The sequence below is a fragment of the Variovorax guangxiensis genome, assembly GCF_003952165.1.
In the GTDB taxonomy this organism is placed as follows: Bacteria; Pseudomonadota; Gammaproteobacteria; order Burkholderiales; family Burkholderiaceae_C; genus Variovorax; species Variovorax guangxiensis.
In genome coordinates, this window is record NZ_RXFT01000009.1 from 250,130 (window position 1) to 267,049 (window position 16,920).

Genomic DNA, 16,920 nt, shown 5'->3' on the forward strand with positions numbered 1-16,920 from the left:
TGCTTTGTCTCCGGTTGTTGTTACGTCAGGGCCGGATCACGCGCTCCGGCGATTCCTCGTAGGGCGGGCTGTAGATCACCAGCACGCGCACCGGCTCGTCGCTCACCACGGTGAAGGTGTGCATCGCTTCGGCGGGAAAGAAGCAGCTGTCGCCCGGGTGCAGCTCCTGCCGCTGGCCACCCACTTCGGCGACCGCGCGGCCTTCGAGCATGTAGCAGACCTGCTCGATGCCAGGGTGCGCGTGCGGCAGCGCGCCCTTGCCCTTCTGGATGTGGCCCACCAGCACTTCGAGCTGCTTCGCGCCCACGGTCTCGGGGCCGATCAGCCGCTTGTTCAGCGTGCCGGTGTGGTTGGCGGGGTGGTAGCCGGCGATCTCGGCCTCGCGGACGAAATAGCGGGGGGCTGCTGCTGTCGTTGCTGTCATCGGGGGCTTTCGTTCTTGGGTTCGATGGCGAGGCAGGCCGAGCGCAGCATCGCGGCGATCTCCTCGATGCGCGCCTCCATGCGGTAGCGCGGCCCTGCGACGGAGATGGCGTAGGCCTCGCCGCCGATGCGCAGCGGCCAGGCGAGGCCGATCAGGTCGGGAATGCTCTCGCCGAGGTTGCCGTACCAGCCGCGCGTGGCGGAGCGCTGCAGCTCGGCCTCGATGGCGTCGGCGGTAGTGAGCGTGGCGTCGGTCAGCGGCGCGAGCGTCGCGCCTTCGAGCAGCCGGCGGCGCTCGTCCGGGTCCAGCGTTGAAAGCAGCGCGCGGCCGATGGAGTTGGCGTAGGCCGGGCGCGTTTCGCCCGACTCGGCCGTGTAGCGGATGCTCTGCGGCGCGCTCAGCACTTCCAGGTACACCACCTGCCCCGCGTCGCGGAACTTGCCGAACACCACCGTCTCGCGCGCCGCGTCGCGCAGCTCCTCCAGCGTGGCCTTCACCCGGTCGAGCACCGGGTCGTGGGCGGCGATGACCTGCGCCATCGCCAGCAGCCGGCCGGTGGGGTAGTAGCCCTGGCGGCGGCCGGTCTCGTACATGTAGCCCTGCTCCTCGAGCGTGCGGATCAGGCCCAGGCAGCTCGACACCGGCATGTCGAGCAGGCGCGCCATCTCCGAAAGGGCCAGCGGCTGCTTCTCGCGGGCGAAGAGTTCGACGATCTCGATCACCCGAAACGCGGTTTTCACAGTCATGAAAATATTTTCATACTTGTGAAAAATCAGTGTTTCAGGGTTTCCCCTGCCCGCGATGCACTCCGGCGGGCCCGGAGAGGGGACGCCCCCGCCGTCAGTAGCCGCGCACCGGATCGACCACGCCGGCGATCGGCAGCCCCTGCTCCATCGCGCGGATCTTCCCGGCGATCTGCGCGATGGACTCTTCGCGCAACGTGCGTGCCGAGCCGTGCGGCGTCACGGTGATCTTCGGATGGCGCCAGAAGGCGTGGTCGGCGGGCAGCGGCTCGACCTGGAATACGTCCAGCGTCGCGCCCGCGAGCCGGCCGGCGTCGAGCATCGGAATCAGGTCGTCTTCCACCAGGTGGCCGCCGCGCGCGATGCTGATGAGGTAGCCCTCGGGCTTCAGCTTGCCCAGCGTGTCGCGGTTGAGGATGCCGCGCGTCGCATCGGTCAGCGGCAGCAGGTTGACCAGCACGCGCGTGGACGAGAGGAACTCGTCGAACTGCGCCTCGCCGCTGAACACGCGCACGCCCTCGATCTCCTTCGGCGAGCGGCTCCACCCCAGCACCGGGAACTCGAACTGCGCCACGGCCTTCGCCACGCGCTCGCCGAGCACGCCCAGGCCCATGATGCCCACCGGAAAGTCGCGCCGCATCCTCGGCTTGCGGTAGCTCCACTTGCCCTCGCGCGCGTCGGCCTCGTAGGCGTCGAATTCGCGGAAATGGCGAATGAGCGTGTGGCACACGTACTCCGCCATCTGCACCGACATGCCTGCATCGTCGAGCCGCACGATGCGCGTGTGCGCCGGCACCTTCAGCTTGAGCAGCGCATCGACGCCCGCGCCGATGTTGAAGATGCCGCGCAGCTTCGGCTGCTCGTCGAGGAACTCCTGCGGCGGCGCCCACACCACGGCATGGTCGGCCTGCGGCGCGCCGGGCTTCCAGGCTTCGATGACGGCATCGGGGAGTTCGGCCTTCAGGCCTTCGATCCAGGGGTCTGGGCGGTTGTCGGTGAGGTAGACGGTGATTCGCATGGGCACGCATCTTAGGTCGCGCCCGCGTCGCCATCGGCTTGTGCGGGCACTGGCCATCTCCTATCCTCGAACGCCCACCTCAGGAGACTCTTGGAATGATCAAGTTCAGCGTGATGTACCCCCACACCCCCGGCGCACGGTTCGATCACGACTACTACCGCGACAAGCACATGCCCATGATCAAGGCCCGCATGGGCGACGCATGCCTCTCGTACACCATCGACAAGGGCCTGTCCGGCGGCGCGCCGGGCTCCGCGCCCACCTACGTCGCCATGTGCCACGTGTTCGCCGAATCGGTCGAATCCTTCCTGAAGGCCTTCGGCCCGCACCAGAAGGAGGTCAGGGACGACGTGAAGAACTACACCGACATCGTGCCGCTGACGCAGATCAGCGAAGTGGTGGTGGGCTGACCGAAAGAGCCCTGACGCGGCCTCAGCGCGGCGGCCGCTCCAGCGCCACCCAGCGCTGCACCGACGGCCGCTGCCACTGCCTGTCGGCATAGGACGCCAGCCGCTGCGGCACGGCGTCGCCGTTCATCACCAGGCGATTGAGCATCAGCGCCAGGTCGACGTCGGCGATCGACCAGTCGCCGAACAAGTTTTCCGCGCCTTCCGGCAGCAGCGCCTGCGCGACCTGGAAGAGCGTCTGCGCCGCGCGGTGCGCGGCCGCCGACAGTGGCGCGCCCGCCGGAGCGTAGAAGATCACCTCCGTGGAGCGTTCCTGCCGCACCGGCATGAGGTCGCTGCGAAGCCAGGCCTGCAGCTGGCGCGCACGGGCGCGGGCACGGGGTTCGGAGGGATACAGCGCCGTCCCGGCGAAGGTCTCGTCGATGTACTCGGTGATGGCGGACGATTCGGAAAGCGCGAAATCTCCATGCACCAGCGTCGGCACGCGCTGGGTCAAGGACAAACGGGAGAAGCCGGCCGCCCGGTGCTCCAGCGCACCCAGGTCGACCGGGGAGATGTGGAAGTCCAGCTGCTTTTCGTTCAGCGCCACGTACACGGACATGGCGTAGGGGCTGGCGAACTGGGCGTCCACATGGAGGCGTAGCGGGTCCGGCATCGGGAAGAAGGCTCCTGCGCGAATGGGGGCCTTTAAAACAAAAGGCCTTGAAGCGGTAGGTGCGCGATCTTACTGACTGATTCTTAGCTGGCGCGTCTTAGCTGGCGCGGCGGCGGCGCCACAGCACCCGCGCCAGCCAGCCCAGCGGCAGCACCACCAGCAGCAGCCACGGCAGCACGGCCGCGATGAAGGTGATGAGCGAGCCCACGCTTTCCGACAGCACCGAGCCTGCGTTGCGCAGCGCATTGCGCATCGGGCTGTAGCCGTCGCCGCCGCTCACCAGCGCGCGCCTGGCCGTGAACTGGATCTGGATGTGCTGCTTGCTGGTCTGCTGCGCCAGCACCTTGCGCTGCGTGGCGATGGCGTCGAGCTCGGCCTGCGTGTCCGACAGCGTGCGCTGGATGGCCAGCAGGTCGGTCATGGTGCGCTTGGTGACGGTGTCGCGCAGCATCGCGCGCAGGCTGTCGCGGAATTCGGTACGGTTCCTGATACGGGCCTCGACGTCGATCACTTCGGCGGTCTTGTCCTCGCTGGTGGTGGTGTGCGAGACCACGCTGGCCACGCCCGCCAGGCCGCCGAGCAGCCTGTCGACGTCGGCGGGCTCCACGCGCATCTCCAGCATGGCGTTGCCGGGCTGCTGCGGCGTCTCGCGCAGCAGCGACGACGACAGCAACTCGCACTTCAGCGTGCCGCAGAGGTCGCGCACCTTGCCCCAGGCATCGGCGAGCTGGTCGGCCGGCACCTCGACGTTCAGCTCCTGGCGCACGGCCAGGAAACGCTGCAGGGGTGTGTCCTGGCTGTTCCGGGACTCGTCGGTGGCCGCCTCGGCCGACCGCATCCGCATGTCCGCGCCACCTGCGTGCCCGCTCGCGGCCTGCATGGGCGCGGGCGGCGGGGCCGGCTCGGAGAGCACGGCTGCCGCCCCCTTCTCCTCGCCGTTGCGGCCGCAGCCGGCCAGTGAAAGAGCCGCGGCCAAAGCCAGCAGGGCGATGCCCGCGTGGCGGCGGACGGAGAAACTGGGCATGCGATAGGTCATGGAAGGAGCTCCCTTGAATGTTGACTACCGCAGCTCATACGGGCGGGCGCCCGCAACGGGGTTAACTTTTTTTCAGGCTGCCGCAGCGGCTGCGGCGCTCATGCGCAGCAGCTCGTCGCCTTCGGCCACCTGCTCGCCCGGCGCGAACATCAGCTCTTCCACCGTGCCGTCGGCCGGCGCGGCGATGGTGTGCTCCATCTTCATCGCCTCCATCACCGCCAGCGGCTGGCCGCGGCTGACCTTGTCGCCGGCCTTGACCGCGAAGGACACCACCTTGCCGGGCATCGGCGCGGTGAGCCGGCCGCCCTCGGCCTGCGTGTCGCCCGCATGGGCCAGCCGGTCGATGGCGGTGATCTTCGTCGCGCCCTTCGAGGCGAAGACGTGGGCCACGGCGCCGTCGAGGTGCACGTCGAGCGTCTGGCGGCTGCCCGCGAACTCCACCTCGAACTCGCCGGTCGGGAACCGGCCGATGACCAGCGGGCCCGCAACGCCACCGGCTTCGAGCCACAGGCCGCCGTCGCGCTTGTAGGTCAGCAGCGCGGTCTGCTCCGCTCCGCGGAACTCGAAGTCGAAGTGGCGCCGGTACTCGCCCAGCGAGCGCCAGCCGTCGCGCCGCGCAAAGGGATCGGGCATCTTCCCGGGCCATTCGCCGATCAGCGTGCGCGTGATCGCGGCGGCCGCGGCCAGCGACAGCCCCAGCGGCTCGCGGTCGAACAGCACCGCGCGCTCGCGCTCGATCAGCGCGGTGTCGAGGTTGGCCTTCGAGAACGATTCGGTCGCCAGGATGCCGCGCAGGAACTGCACGTTGGTCGCCACGCCCACGATCTGCACCTGCGCCAGCGCGGCGTCGAGCCGCGCCAGCGCCTCTTCGCGCGTGCTGCCGTGCACGATGAGCTTGGCGATCATCGAGTCGTAGAAGGGCGAGATCTCGCCACCCTCGCGCACGCCGTCGTCGATGCGCACGCGGCTGCGCTGGAAGGCGGTGGCAGCAGGCTTACGGTACACGCGCAGCGTGCCGGTGGCGGGCAGGAAGTTGTTGTCGGGGTTCTCGGCGCAGATGCGCGCCTCGATGGCGTGGCCGTGGATCTGCAGCTCCGACTGCTTCGCGGGCAGCGCCTCGCCCGAAGCCACGCGCAGCTGCCATTCGACGAGATCCTGACCCGTGATGGCCTCGGTCACCGGATGCTCCACTTGCAGCCGCGTGTTCATCTCCATGAAGAAGAAGTTCATCTCGCCGCCCTCTCGCTGCTCGACGATGAACTCCACAGTGCCTGCGCCCACGTAGTTCACGGCACGCGCAGCCGCCACTGCGGCCTCGCCCATCTGCTTGCGCATCGCCTCCGTCATGCCAGGCGCGGGCGCTTCTTCGAGCACCTTCTGGTGGCGCCGCTGCACCGAGCAGTCGCGCTCGAACAGGTAGACGTAGTTGCCGTGCGTGTCGCCGAACACCTGGATCTCGATGTGCCTCGGACGCTGCACGTACTTCTCGATCAGCACCGCGTCGTCGCCGAAGCTGTTGATGGCCTCCCGCTGGCATGAGGCGAGCGCGGCGGCGAAGTCTTCCGCCTTGTCGACCGCACGCATGCCCTTGCCGCCACCACCCGCGCTGGCCTTGATGAGCACCGGATAGCCGATGCGGTCGGCCTCGCGCTGCAGCAGCTGCGGGTTCTGGTCGTGGCCGTGGTAGCCGGGCACCAGCGGCACGCCGGCCTTCTCCATCAGCTGCTTCGACTCGGCCTTCAGGCCCATCGCCTTGATGGCCGACGGCGGCGGGCCGATGAAGACCAGGCCGGCATCGGCGCAGGCCTGCGCGAACTCCTCGTTCTCGCTGAGGAAGCCGTAGCCGGGGTGGACCGCCTCGGCGCCCGTGGCCTTGGCGGCCTCGAGGATCTTTTCCCAGCGCAGGTAGCTGTCTTTGGGCGCGCTGCCGCCAAGATGGACCGACTCGTCGCAGGCACGCACGTGGTTGGCGTGCGCGTCGGCGTCGGAATAAACGGCGACGGTGCGGATGGCCATGCGGCGGGCAGTTGCCGCGACGCGGCAGGCGATCTCGCCACGGTTCGCAATGAGGATCTTCTTAAACATTCGGAGTGTCTCCCGGAGGATTCTTTTTCAGTTGAAACGCGGGCACCACGCCCGGATCGGGCCGGCCGCTGAAGATGCGGGCCACGCGGGCGAACAGCGCCTTGAGGAAACGCCAGCTCTTGCGGATGAGCCACACGCTCGCCACCAGCACCAGCACGAACAGCACGAGAAAGACGAAGGGATGCGCCACCGCGAGCCACAGCCCCGCGGGCACCATGGTGTCTTCCGCCAGCGAGGCGCCGACGTTCGAGAACGGCTCGGGCGAGGTGTTGATGGCCGCGCGCGTCGTGGCCTTGGCCGCATGCGCCGTGGCCGCGAAGCTGCCGCCCAGCAGCGCCGCCACGATGGCCATCACGCCGTGGTCCACGCCGAACACGCTGGCCGCGAGCGCCGCGCCCGCCGGGATGCGGATGGCCGTGTGCACGACGTCCCACAGCGAATCGAGGCCCGGGATCTTGTCGGCGAAGAATTCGATGAACACCATGAAGCCGCTGGCCGCGATCACCACCGGATGGGCCAGCATCTGCAGCCCGCCGGGCAACGGCACCCAGCCGAAGTAGCCGGCCAGGCCCGTCAGCAGCACGACCAGGTAGAGCCGCACGCCGCTGGCCCAGCCGATGGCGGCGGCCAGCGCGAGCAGCTGCGGCATGTCGAGGCTGGTGTTCATGGCGCGACCTCCGGAGGATGGGTCTTCAGGACTTGCTCGCTTCGAGCCACGAGGGCTTGCGCTTCTGAAGGAAGGCCTGCACGCCCTCGCGGCCTTCATCGCTGGCGCGGATGTCCGCGATGCCTTCGACCGTCTGCGCGATCAGCGCGTCGTCGATCTCACGGCCCGCCACGTCGGCGATCAGCTTCTTGCAGGCGCGCACTGCCGCCGGGCTCGCACCGGTCAGCGCCTTCAGCAGTTCGTCGACCTTCGCGTCGAGCGAGTCGGCGGCCACCACCTCGTGCACGAAGCCGATGCGATGCGCCTCCGCCGCGGTGAAGCGCTCTGCCGTGAGGAAGTAGCGCTGCGAGGCGCGCGTGCCCATCGCGCGCAGCACGTAGGGGCTGATGGTCGCGGGCACGAGGCCGATCTTCACTTCGCTCAGGCAGTACCAGGCGGTGTCCACGCTCACGGCCATGTCGCAGGCCGCCACCAGCCCCATGCCGCCCGCGTACACGTCGCCCTGCACGCGCGCGATGGTGGGCTTCGGGCACTCGGCGATGGTGCGCAACATTTCGGCGAGCTTGCCCGCGTCGGCGATGTTCTCGTCGCGCGTGTAGTCGGCCATGCGGCGCATCCAGTTGAGGTTCGCGCCCGCGCAGAAGGCCGGCCCGTTCGCGCCCAGCACGATGGCCTTGACCTGCGGCGCGGCGCCGGCTTCGGCGAAGGCTCGCGTGAGTTCGGCGATGACGACGTCGTCGAAGGCGTTGCGCGCATCGGGCTGGTCGAGCCAGACGCGGGCGATGGCGCCGTCGAGGCTCAGCTGGAGCTTGGTGTATTCGCTCATGCCAGGCTCCTCACATCCGGAAGATGCCGAACTTCGGCTCCGGCACCGGCGCGTTGCGCGCGGCCGCCAGGCCCAGTGCCAGCACGCGGCGCGTGTCGGCCGGATCGATGATGCCGTCGTCCCACAGCCGCGCGGTGGCGTAGTAGGGGTGGCCCTGGTCTTCGTACTGCTGGCGGATCGGCGCCTTGAAGGCTTCTTCCTCTTCCTTGCTCCAGCTGCCGCCCTTGCCTTCGATGCCGTCGCGCTTCACGGTGGCGAGCACGCTCGCGGCCTGCTCGCCGCCCATCACGCTGATGCGCGCGTTGGGCCACATCCAGAGGAAGCGCGGGCTGTACGCGCGGCCGCACATGCCGTAGTTGCCGGCACCGAAGCTGCCGCCGATGATGATGGTGAACTTGGGCACGTTGGCGGTGGCCACGGCCGTCACCATCTTGGCGCCGTGGCGCGCGATGCCCTCGTTCTCGTACTTGCGGCCCACCATGAAGCCGGTGATGTTCTGCAGGAACACCAGCGGAGTCTTGCGCTGGCAGCACAGCTCGATGAAGTGCGCGCCCTTCTGCGCCGATTCGGAGAACAGGATGCCGTTGTTGGCGACGATGCCCACGGGCATGCCCTCGATCTCGGCGAAGCCGCACACCAGCGTGGCGCCAAAGCGCGCCTTGAACTCGTGGAACTCGCTGCCGTCGACGATGCGCGCGATGATCTCGCGCACGTCGAAGGGCTTGCGCGTGTCGGTGGGGATCACGCCGTAGAGCTCCTCGCTCGGGTACGCCGGCTCGCGCACCTCGCCGCCCGCCGGGGCCTCGGCAGCCTTGGCGTTGAGGTTCGCCACCGCCGAGCGCGCGAGCGCCAGCGCATGCAGGTCGTTCTGCGCAAGATGGTCGGCCACGCCGGAAAGGCGCGTGTGCACGTCGCCGCCGCCCAGGTCTTCCGCCGTCACCACCTCGCCCGTGGCCGCTTTCACCAGCGGCGGACCGCCCAGGAAGATGGTGCCCTGGTTCTTCACGATGATCGATTCGTCGCTCATCGCCGGCACGTAGGCGCCACCGGCCGTGCACGAGCCCATCACCACCGCGATCTGCGGGATGCCCTGGGCGCTCATGTTGGCCTGGTTGTAGAAGATGCGGCCGAAGTGCTCGCGGTCGGGAAACACCTCGTCCTGGTTCGGCAGGTTGGCGCCGCCCGAGTCGACCAGGTAGATGCACGGCAGGCGGTTCTGCTCGGCGATCTCCTGCGCGCGCAGGTGCTTCTTGACCGTCATCGGGTAGTAGGTGCCGCCCTTCACCGTGGCGTCGTTGCATACGATCATGCAGTCCACGCCGTTGACGCGGCCGATGCCCGCGATGATGCCGGCGCCCGGCGCCGATTCCACGCCCTTGCCGTCGAGGTACATCGCATGCGCGGCCAGCGGCGCGATCTCGAGGAAGGGCGTGCCCGGGTCGAGCAGTTCGGCCACGCGGTCGCGCGGCAGCAGCTTGCCGCGCGCCGTGTGCTTGGCGCGCGCGGCCTCGCCGCCGCCCTGCTCCACTTTCGCGAACTGCGCGCGCAGGTCGTCGACCAGTGCGCGCATGGCTGCGGCGTTGGCCTGGAAGTCGGCCGAGCGGGCATTGAGTTTGGTTTCGAGTTGGGTCATGGGTATTCGGAATTCGGAAGCGGGAACCGAACGCAGAGGGCGCAAAGGTTTCGCAAAGGTCGCAAAAGAAAACCTTCAAACAGGATGATGTCCCTCTGCGACTTCTGCGTACCTTTGTCCTTCTTCTGCGTTCGGCTGTTCATGGACGGCCTCTACGCTGTACGAGCTTCGTCCAGCCCCAGCTGCGCCTTCATCTCGTCGCGGATCTTGAATTTCTGGATCTTGCCGGTCACGGTCATCGGGAACTCGGCGACGAAGCGGATGTACTTGGGCACCTTGTAGTGCGCGATCTGGCCCTTGCAGAACTCGCGGATGTCTTCCTCGCTGGCGCTCTGGCCGGGCTTGACGATGATCCACGCGCACAGCTCCTCGCCGTACTTGCGATCGGGCAGGCCGACGACCTGCACGTCCTGCACCTTCGGATGGCGGTAGAGGAACTCCTCGATCTCCCGCGGGTAGATGTTCTCGCCGCCGCGGATCACCATGTCCTTGATCCGCCCGACGATGTTGACGTAGCCCTCGGCGTCCATGGTGGCGAGGTCGCCGGTGTGCATCCAGTGCTCGGCATCGATGGCCTCGCGGGTCTTGGCCTCGTCGTCCCAGTAGCCGTGCATCACCGAGTAGCCGCGCGTGCACAGCTCGCCCGACTTGCCCGGCGGCACGACGGCGCCGGTCTCGGGGTCGACGATCTTCACCTCCAGGTGCGGCTGCACCGTGCCCACGGTCGACACGCGGCGGTCCAGCGGCGTGTCGGTGCTGCTCTGGCAGCTGACGGGGCTGGTCTCGGTCATGCCGTAGGCGATGGTGATCTCGCTCAGGTGCATCTCGCTGACCACGCGCTTCATCACCTCGATGGGGCACGGCGAGCCGGCCATGATGCCGGTGCGCAGCGTCGAGAGATCGAACTCCTTGAAGCGCGGATGGTCGAGTTCGGCGATGAACATCGTGGGCACGCCGTGCAGCCCGGTGCATTTCTCGGCCTGCACCGTCTCCAGCACGGTGAGCGGATCGAAGCCGTCGTTCGGATACACGATGGCCGAGCCGTGCGTGAGGCAGGCCAGGTTGCCCAGCACCATGCCGAAGCAGTGGTACAGCGGCACCGGGATGCACAGCCTGTCGGCCGGCGAGAGCTTCATGCACTCGCCGATGAAGAAGCCGTTGTTCAGGATGTTGCGGTGCGTGAGCGTCGCGCCCTTGGGAAAGCCCGTGGTGCCGCTGGTGAACTGGATGTTGATGGGGTCGGTGGCCTTCAGCGTCTTCTGCACCTGCGCGACGCGCGGGTCGTTGGCGTCGCCGCTGGCGAGCAGCTGCGAGAAGCGCTTCATGCCGGGCTGCTCCTCGCCCTCGCCCGGCTTCGCGTCGATCCAGAAGGTGTGGGCCAGCTGAGGCAGCTTCGCCGGGCCCAGCTCGCGCAGCATGCCGAGGTAGTCGCTGGTCTTGAACTGCGCCATCGTCACCAGCGCCTTGCAACCGACCTTGTTGAGCGCGTATTCGAGCTCGGAGGTGCGGTAGGCCGGGTTGATGTTGACGAGGATCAGGCCGGCCTTGGCGGTGGCGATCTGCATCAGCACCCACGGCACGTTGTTGTGCGACCAGATGCCGACGCGGTCGCCGGGCACGAGGCCCAGGCCCAGCAGCGCGCTGGCAAGGCGGTTCGATTCGGCCTGCAACTCGCGGTAGGTGTAGCGCTTGCCTTCGTGGCGGCTGACGAGCGCCTCGCGGTCGGGCTGCTTCGCGACCATGTCGTCGAAGAAGTCGCCGATGGGTTGTTCGATCAGCGGGACATCGGTGGCGCCCTTGTTGTAGCTCTCGGTCAATGCGGCGGTCATGCTCATTTCCTTCCTTGTCTCCTTCGTCCGGCACCTTCCCCGCTGGGGAAGGCGCAAAACATCCTAGGCCGTTTCGGAGAAGAGCTCGCGCCCGATCAGCATGCGCCGAATCTCGCTCGTGCCGGCGCCGATCTCGTACAGCTTCGCGTCGCGCCACAGCCGCTCGACCGGGAATTCCTTGGTGTAGCCCACGCCGCCCAGCGTCTGGATCGCCTCGCCGGCCATCCAGGTCGCCTTCTCGGCCGAGTACAGGATCGCGCCCGCCGCGTCCTTGCGGAAGGTGCGCGCATGGTCGTTGCGGTCGCAGGCCTTGCCAACCGCGTACACGTAGGCGCGCGTGGCCTGCCAGGTCGAGTACATGTCGGCGATCTTGCCCTGCATCAGCTGGAACTCGCCGATGCTCTGGCCGAACTGCTTGCGCTCGTGGATGTAGGGAATCACCGCGTCCATGCAGGCGGCCATGATGCCCAGCGGGCCGCCGGAGAGCACGGCGCGCTCGTAGTCGAGGCCGCTCATCAGCACCTTGGCGCCCATGCCTTCGCCGCCGAGCACGTTCTCTTGCGGCACTTCGCAGTTGTCGAAGAACAGCGGATAGGTGTTGGAGCCGCGCATACCCAGCTTGTCGAGCTTGGTGCCGGCCGAGAAGCCCTTGAAGCTCTTCTCGACGATGAAGGCCGTCATGCCGCGCGCGCCCATCTCGGGCTCGGTCTTGGCGTAGATCACCAGCGTGTCGGCGTCGCCGCCGTTGGTGATCCACATCTTGCCGCCGTTGAGCACGTAGTAGCCGTCCTTCTTCTCGGCCTTGAGCTTCATGCTCACCACGTCGGAGCCGGCGTTGGGCTCGCTCATGGCCAGCGCGCCCACGTGTTCGCCGCTCACCAGCTTGGGCAGGTACTTCTTCTTCTGCGCGTCGTTGCCGTTGCGGTGGATCTGGTTCACGCACAGGTTGGAGTGCGCGCCGTACGACAGGCCCACCGAGGCCGATGCGCGCGAGACCTCTTCCATGGCCACGATGTGGGCCAGGTAGCCCAGCTCGGTGCCGCCGTATTCCTCCTTCACCGTCATGCCGTGCAGGCCGAGGTCGCCGAGCTTCTTCCAGAGGTCGTGCGGGAACAGGTTGTCGCGGTCGATGTCGGCGGCGCGGGGGGCGATCTCGTTGGCGGCGAAGTCCTGGATCGCGCTGCGCAGCGAGTCGATGGTCTCGCCCAGGTCGAAGTTCAGGCCGGGATCGTGCATGGGTTTTGTCTCCTCTGAGGTCGGCGCGCAGAGCTACCCGCGCGGAATGGCGCTTGCTTGAAAGTCCGCAGCTTACGCTTCGCTGCGCCTCAATTGGCGCCACAATGGTTGCAAATTGCGCCACGACCCGCCGCCCAAGCCATGTCCCCCCCGTCGTTCCTCCGCCCCACCCGCGCCGTCACGCCGATGGCCTTCGTGAGAGCCATCGTGCAGGCCTACGAGCGCTACGGCAAGGACCCAGCGGAGGCACTGAGGGTGGCACAGATCACGCCGCGCGAACTGGCCCGGCCGGGCGCGCGGGTGACGGCGGCGCAGTTCGAGGCGCTGTCGAGCCACGCCATGCAGGAACTCGACGACGAAACGCTCGGCTGGTTCTCCCGGCGCCTGCCCTGGGGCAGCTACGGCATGCTGTGCCGTGCCTCGCTGAGTTCGCCCAACCTGGGCGTGGCCCTCAAGCGCTGGTGCCGCCACCACCGGCTGCTGACCGACGACATCGGCCTGTCGCTCGACGTGGCCGGCGGCGTGGCCACATTGCGCATCGCCGAGAACCGCCCGCTCGAGGACGCCTTCCGCGAGTTCTGCCTGGTGACCATCCTGCGCTTCGTGCATGGCTACATGTGCTGGGCCATCGACTCGCGCATCTCGCTGCGCCATGCGGCCTTTCCGTTCGCCGCGCCCCCGCACAGCGACGCTTATCCGCTGATGTTCGCACCCGACGTGCGCTTCGGCGCGCCGCAGGCCGGCATCGCCTTCGACGAGCGCTACCTTGCCCTGCCGCTGCAGCGCGACGAACGCGCGCTGCGTGCCATGCTCAAGCGCGCGCTGCCGCTCACCATCCTGCAATACCGCCGCGATCGCCTGCTGGGCCAGCGCGTGCGCGAACTGCTGCGCTCGCGCACCAACGAGGCCACCACCGCCGAGGCGCTCGCCGCGCTGCTCAACGTGTCGGGCCGCACGCTGCATCGGCAGTTGCACGAGGAAGGCACCTCGCTGCAGGCGCTGAAGAACGAGGTGCGCCACGAGATGGCCGTGGATCAATTGCGCCGGACCAACCGCCCCATCAAGCAGGTCGCGCTGGCCGTGGGCTTTCGCAACGAGAAGAGCTTTTCGCGCGCCTTCCAGCAATGGACTGGGCAGGCGCCGCGCGACTTCAGGCAGCGGGACAAATAGGCGCTGCGTTCGGATGCGGGGTCAGCCGGCCCGCGCCCGCAGTGGATGCTCTTCGCGCAGCAGTGCCTCGAGCGCCGAGACCTGCCAGGCGAACTCCTCGGCGAAAGCCTCGGGATCGGTGATCGCATAGGCGCCGTATGCATAGACGGTTGCGTAGGCCGCGTACTCCGCGGCCTGCAGTGCGCGGCCGGCAACCGCCTGGAACACCGCATAGGTCGCCGAGACTGCCGCATGGGCCGTTCCGTCGATGGAGCGGGAACCCGGATGGCTTCCTGCCACCACAGCCATCCGCTGTTCGGCCAATGCCAGAGCGGCGGAGTTGATCTTGCCTTCGAGGAATGCGCCCAGCGTGTCCAGCCCTTCCAGGGCCTCCGGCGACTCCAGCAGGTGCCGCACACGCTGCACGCACGTGAAGCCGAAACGCAGCCGCGGCAGCCGCCGCGCTTCCGAGCCGAGATCGGCCGTCTTCGCGAGCTGATGCAGTTCGGAGTTCATGGGTTCGCGGCGCTGCACCGATGGGCAGGCACCATGCCGGGAGCGGTCAGGCCGGCCGATCGATCAGCGCCAGCGCGTCGGCGATGGACTTGCTGTCCTCCGGCCGCACCAGCTTCGCGACTTCCTTGCCGTCGCGCATGAACACCAGCGTGGGCCACAGCCGCACGTTGAACGAGCGGCCCAGCGGGCGGCCGCTGCCGTCTTCCACCTTGATGCGGCGCACGTTCGGGAACTGGGCGAATGCTTCGGTGATGTTCGGCTGCGCGGCCTTGCAGATGCCGCACCAGTTGGTGCCGAACTCGACCACGGCGGGACCGGTGAGCGCGTCGATCTCGCTGCGCTCGGGCTGCTCGGTTTTGTATTCGGAGGTCATGGATGTGCTTGTTTCCTTCCTGCCTGCCTTCGGCTCGGGGTTGGCTCGGGGGGTGCCCGGGCTTCCTCCTGCATTCCAACAGAAACTCAGGCCGCCTGCAGCCCGTAGCCCGAAAGCAGCGCGGGCAATTCGGCCATGTCGCTGAACACCCTCACCGCGCCCACGCTCAACAATGGGCCCGGGCCGCTATGGCCCGACTCGCCCGTGCTGTAGCCGAACACCGTCGCGCCCGCCGCCACGCCGGCCATCGCGCCGGTGACGGTGTCTTCCACGATGGCGCAGCGCCTGGGGTCCACGCCCAGCGCCTTGGCCGCCGCGAGGTACACATCGGGATGCGGCTTGGAGCGCGGCATCTCGTGGCCGCTGAAGATGCGGCCCTGGAAAAAGTCGAGCAGGCCGACCTTGGCGAGCTGCAGTTCGACCTTGTGGCGGTCGGCGCCGGAGGCGCAGGCGATGCGGCCGGCGAGCATGGCGTGGATTTCGCGGATGGCTTCAGGAGCACGCGGAATGGCGACAAGATCGCGTTCCAGTGCCTCGTTGCGGCGAGCGCGGAAGTTCGCCAACCATTCGTCGGTGATCCGGAAGCCGGTCTTCGATTCGATCAGCGCGGCTTCGTCCTTCACCGCCTTGCCAGTGAAGGTGTTCATCGCTTCCTCTGTGCTGAGCTGCCAGCCCAGTTCGCCGAGCATGCCGGCGAGGACGCGGTTGGTGATGGGTTCGGAGTCGACCAGGACGCCGTCGCAATCGAATAGGACTGCTGAGAAGGGGAAAGGGGGCATTGTGTTTTTTGGGCCTTTGGGTTGCCGTTGATGGTAGCAATCGGCTTTGGGGGTTTGCTTTCCGGGGCCGGGTCTCGGCCCGGCGGCCGACTGACTTTCTTTTGCTTCGCCAAAAGAAAGTAAGCAAAGAAAAGGCGACCCTACTGTCTGCGTCCCTTCGCTTCGCTACGGGCAACCTGCGGTGCTCGACGTAGGAGGGGGTCCGCAGAACTCGCTTCGCTCAAACAGCTGCGGCCCTGATCCCTCCTACGTCTGCGCTCCTCGGCGCAGCCAGAAGGGATCTCCACGCGCCATCGCTGCGCTCGGCTTCTGAACAGCCTTGGACTGGCCTTCGCTTCGCTCGGCCAGGGATACAGGTTCAGAACTAGTCTTGACGGCGCCAGCAGCGCACGCAGCAACCTCACCGCCTCATTCCAAGCACGGCAGGCGCTAAGCGCCTGCCGTGCCTTGGGGGCCGAGCAACGCGATGGCCCGGGCATCTCCCCTCCCCTCTGGCTGCGCCGAGGAGCGCAGCGTTTCGCGGATCAGGGCTCGCAGCTGTCTGAGCGAAGCGAGTTCTGCGAGACCCCGCGAAACGCGAGCACCGCAGGTTGCCCGCAGCGAAGCGGAGGGTCGCAGACAGTGGGGTCGCCTTTCTTTTGCCTACTTTTCTTTGGCGAAGCAAAGAAAAGTAGGTCGGCCGCCGGGCCGAGACCCGGCCCCGGGAAGCAAACACCCAGCCCAAAAACTCAACGAGCGTGCGTAACCCCCCCATCAACCACCAACGTAGACCCCATCACATAGTCCCCAGCCCTGGAAGCAAGGTAGATGGCAGCCCCCGCCATGTCCTCGGGCACCCCGATCCGCCCCGCAGGAATCCGCCCCTTGATCTCATCCCCATGATCCCGAGCCACCTTGTTCATATCCGAAGCAAAGGCCCCAGGCGCAATCGCACTGACCACGATGCGATCCTGCGCCAGCCGCAGCGCCATGCGCCGGGTAAGCTGAATCAGCCCCGCCTTGCTCGCCGCATAGGAGTACGTCTCCTGCGGATTGACCGAGATCCCGTCGATCGACGCAATGTTGATCACCTTCGCCAGATGGTCGGTGGCGGCTTTCTTGAGCATCGGCGTCAACGCCTTGGTCAGGAAGAACGGCGTCTTCAGGTTCAGGTCCACCACCTTGTCCCATCCGCTTTCCGGAAACTCCTCGTACGGCGCACCCCAGGCGGCACCGGCGTTGTTCACGAGGATGTCCAGCGAGCCTTCATGCTTCGCATAGGCATCGACCAGCGCCTGCGCCCCCTCGACCGTCGACACGTCGGCCGGCAAGGAAACGCAATGCCCGAAAGCCGACAGCTCCTTCGCCGTCTGGTCGCAGGCCGCGGCCTTGCGCGCCGAGATGTAGACGCGCGCGCCCTGCGCGAGGAAGCCCTCGGCGATCATGCGGCCGATGCCGCGCGAGCCGCCGGTGATGAGCGCGGTGCGGCCCTTCAGCGAGAAGAGTTGGGTGGTGTCCATGGTGCGGATGTCTCCTGAAAGAGTGATCGGATTCAGGAAACCGAG

17 protein-coding genes are annotated in these 16,920 nt (G+C 67.6%); 2 read left to right on the forward strand and 15 right to left on the reverse strand.

Annotated elements, in window-relative coordinates; genetic code table 11:
• Positions 1 to 25 precede the first annotated feature (25 nt).
• From EJP67_RS21560 to EJP67_RS21570, 3 genes are all read right to left on the reverse strand, one after another.
• Positions 26 to 424: a cupin domain-containing protein gene (locus tag EJP67_RS21560; RefSeq protein WP_126023743.1), complete on the reverse strand. Its 399-nt coding sequence runs from the start codon at positions 422 to 424 to the stop codon at positions 26 to 28.
• Positions 421 to 1,170 carry an IclR family transcriptional regulator gene (locus tag EJP67_RS21565; RefSeq protein WP_126023744.1) on the reverse strand — a complete coding sequence of 250 codons (750 nt, stop codon included), beginning with the start codon at positions 1,168 to 1,170 and terminating at the stop codon, positions 421 to 423. Before EJP67_RS21565 ends, EJP67_RS21560 begins: the two co-directional genes overlap by 4 nt.
• A gap of 94 nt (positions 1,171 to 1,264) precedes the next feature.
• Positions 1,265 to 2,185, reverse strand: coding sequence for a 2-hydroxyacid dehydrogenase (locus EJP67_RS21570; protein ID WP_126023745.1), 921 nt, complete (start codon positions 2,183 to 2,185; stop codon positions 1,265 to 1,267).
• A 95-nt stretch (positions 2,186 to 2,280) separates the two neighbouring features.
• Here EJP67_RS21570 and EJP67_RS21575 point away from each other — a divergent pair, with 95 nt between their 5' ends.
• Entirely contained in the window at positions 2,281 to 2,595 is a 315-nt protein-coding gene (locus tag EJP67_RS21575; RefSeq protein ID WP_126023746.1) for an EthD family reductase, read from the forward strand.
• A 22-nt stretch (positions 2,596 to 2,617) separates the two neighbouring features.
• Here the strand turns inward: EJP67_RS21575 and yfcF are convergent, their stop codons facing one another.
• The 8 genes from yfcF to EJP67_RS21615 form a co-directional block, all read right to left on the reverse strand.
• Complete coding sequence (yfcF, locus tag EJP67_RS21580; protein WP_126023747.1) at positions 2,618 to 3,247, reverse strand: glutathione transferase; 630 nt, start codon at positions 3,245 to 3,247, stop codon at positions 2,618 to 2,620.
• 97 nt (positions 3,248 to 3,344) lie between these two features.
• Entirely contained in the window at positions 3,345 to 4,283 is a 939-nt protein-coding gene (locus EJP67_RS21585) for a DUF4349 domain-containing protein (RefSeq protein ID WP_126023748.1), read from the reverse strand.
• A gap of 72 nt (positions 4,284 to 4,355) precedes the next feature.
• Entirely contained in the window at positions 4,356 to 6,368 is a 2,013-nt protein-coding gene (locus EJP67_RS21590) for an acetyl-CoA carboxylase biotin carboxylase subunit (protein WP_126023749.1), read from the reverse strand.
• Entirely contained in the window at positions 6,361 to 7,035 is a 675-nt protein-coding gene (locus EJP67_RS21595) for a DUF4126 domain-containing protein (RefSeq protein WP_126023750.1), read from the reverse strand. The genes EJP67_RS21590 and EJP67_RS21595 overlap by 8 nt, the downstream gene beginning before the upstream one ends.
• 25 nt (positions 7,036 to 7,060) lie before the next feature.
• Positions 7,061 to 7,861, reverse strand: a complete 801-nt coding sequence (locus tag EJP67_RS21600) for an enoyl-CoA hydratase/isomerase family protein (protein WP_126023751.1) — start codon at positions 7,859 to 7,861, stop codon at positions 7,061 to 7,063.
• A gap of 10 nt (positions 7,862 to 7,871) precedes the next feature.
• Entirely contained in the window at positions 7,872 to 9,494 is a 1,623-nt protein-coding gene (locus tag EJP67_RS21605) for a carboxyl transferase domain-containing protein (protein ID WP_126023752.1), read from the reverse strand.
• A gap of 152 nt (positions 9,495 to 9,646) precedes the next feature.
• Positions 9,647 to 11,329, reverse strand: a complete 1,683-nt coding sequence (locus EJP67_RS21610) for an AMP-binding protein (protein ID WP_126023753.1) — start codon at positions 11,327 to 11,329, stop codon at positions 9,647 to 9,649.
• Positions 11,330 to 11,386: 57 nt separating this feature from the next.
• Positions 11,387 to 12,559, reverse strand: a complete 1,173-nt coding sequence (locus EJP67_RS21615; RefSeq protein WP_126023754.1) for an isovaleryl-CoA dehydrogenase — start codon at positions 12,557 to 12,559, stop codon at positions 11,387 to 11,389.
• Positions 12,560 to 12,700: 141 nt separating this feature from the next.
• On the opposite strand from EJP67_RS21615, the gene EJP67_RS21620 reads away from it, so the two are divergent.
• Entirely contained in the window at positions 12,701 to 13,729 is a 1,029-nt protein-coding gene (locus tag EJP67_RS21620; RefSeq protein ID WP_126023755.1) for an AraC family transcriptional regulator, read from the forward strand.
• Between the two features lie 21 nt (positions 13,730 to 13,750).
• Here the strand turns inward: EJP67_RS21620 and EJP67_RS21625 are convergent, their stop codons facing one another.
• The 4 genes from EJP67_RS21625 to EJP67_RS21650 all read right to left on the reverse strand — a co-directional run bounded on the left by EJP67_RS21625 (position 13,751) and on the right by EJP67_RS21650 (position 16,875).
• Positions 13,751 to 14,224, reverse strand: a complete 474-nt coding sequence (locus tag EJP67_RS21625) for a hypothetical protein (protein ID WP_126023756.1) — start codon at positions 14,222 to 14,224, stop codon at positions 13,751 to 13,753.
• A 46-nt stretch (positions 14,225 to 14,270) separates the two neighbouring features.
• Positions 14,271 to 14,597: a thioredoxin family protein gene (locus EJP67_RS21630; RefSeq protein ID WP_126023757.1), complete on the reverse strand. Its 327-nt coding sequence runs from the start codon at positions 14,595 to 14,597 to the stop codon at positions 14,271 to 14,273.
• A gap of 86 nt (positions 14,598 to 14,683) precedes the next feature.
• Positions 14,684 to 15,376 (reverse strand): HAD family hydrolase, encoded by a 693-nt coding sequence (locus EJP67_RS21635; RefSeq protein ID WP_126023758.1) that lies wholly within the window; start codon positions 15,374 to 15,376, stop codon positions 14,684 to 14,686.
• Positions 15,377 to 16,104: 728 nt separating this feature from the next.
• Positions 16,105 to 16,875: an SDR family oxidoreductase gene (locus tag EJP67_RS21650; RefSeq protein ID WP_126023760.1), complete on the reverse strand. Its 771-nt coding sequence runs from the start codon at positions 16,873 to 16,875 to the stop codon at positions 16,105 to 16,107.
• Between the last annotated feature and the right edge of the window lie 45 nt (positions 16,876 to 16,920).

Coding starts and splice junctions, on each gene's coding strand:
- EJP67_RS21600 (WP_126023751.1), bottom strand. CDS start 7,861: ATGAGCGAATACACCAAGCTCCAGCTGAGCCTCGACGGCGCCATCGCC.
- EJP67_RS21595 (WP_126023750.1), bottom strand. CDS start 7,035: ATGAACACCAGCCTCGACATGCCGCAGCTGCTCGCGCTGGCCGCCGCC.
- EJP67_RS21605 (WP_126023752.1), bottom strand. CDS start 9,494: ATGACCCAACTCGAAACCAAACTCAATGCCCGCTCGGCCGACTTCCAG.
- EJP67_RS21630 (WP_126023757.1), bottom strand. CDS start 14,597: ATGACCTCCGAATACAAAACCGAGCAGCCCGAGCGCAGCGAGATCGAC.
- EJP67_RS21650 (WP_126023760.1), bottom strand. CDS start 16,875: ATGGACACCACCCAACTCTTCTCGCTGAAGGGCCGCACCGCGCTCATC.
- EJP67_RS21610 (WP_126023753.1), bottom strand. CDS start 11,329: ATGAGCATGACCGCCGCATTGACCGAGAGCTACAACAAGGGCGCCACC.
- EJP67_RS21590 (WP_126023749.1), bottom strand. CDS start 6,368: ATGTTTAAGAAGATCCTCATTGCGAACCGTGGCGAGATCGCCTGCCGC.
- EJP67_RS21625 (WP_126023756.1), bottom strand. CDS start 14,224: ATGAACTCCGAACTGCATCAGCTCGCGAAGACGGCCGATCTCGGCTCG.
- EJP67_RS21575 (WP_126023746.1), top strand. CDS start 2,281: ATGATCAAGTTCAGCGTGATGTACCCCCACACCCCCGGCGCACGGTTC.
- yfcF (WP_126023747.1), bottom strand. CDS start 3,247: ATGCCGGACCCGCTACGCCTCCATGTGGACGCCCAGTTCGCCAGCCCC.
- EJP67_RS21635 (WP_126023758.1), bottom strand. CDS start 15,376: ATGCCCCCTTTCCCCTTCTCAGCAGTCCTATTCGATTGCGACGGCGTC.
- EJP67_RS21565 (WP_126023744.1), bottom strand. CDS start 1,170: ATGACTGTGAAAACCGCGTTTCGGGTGATCGAGATCGTCGAACTCTTC.
- EJP67_RS21620 (WP_126023755.1), top strand. CDS start 12,701: ATGTCCCCCCCGTCGTTCCTCCGCCCCACCCGCGCCGTCACGCCGATG.
- EJP67_RS21615 (WP_126023754.1), bottom strand. CDS start 12,559: ATGCACGATCCCGGCCTGAACTTCGACCTGGGCGAGACCATCGACTCG.
- EJP67_RS21570 (WP_126023745.1), bottom strand. CDS start 2,185: ATGCGAATCACCGTCTACCTCACCGACAACCGCCCAGACCCCTGGATC.
- EJP67_RS21560 (WP_126023743.1), bottom strand. CDS start 424: ATGACAGCAACGACAGCAGCAGCCCCCCGCTATTTCGTCCGCGAGGCC.
- EJP67_RS21585 (WP_126023748.1), bottom strand. CDS start 4,283: ATGACCTATCGCATGCCCAGTTTCTCCGTCCGCCGCCACGCGGGCATC.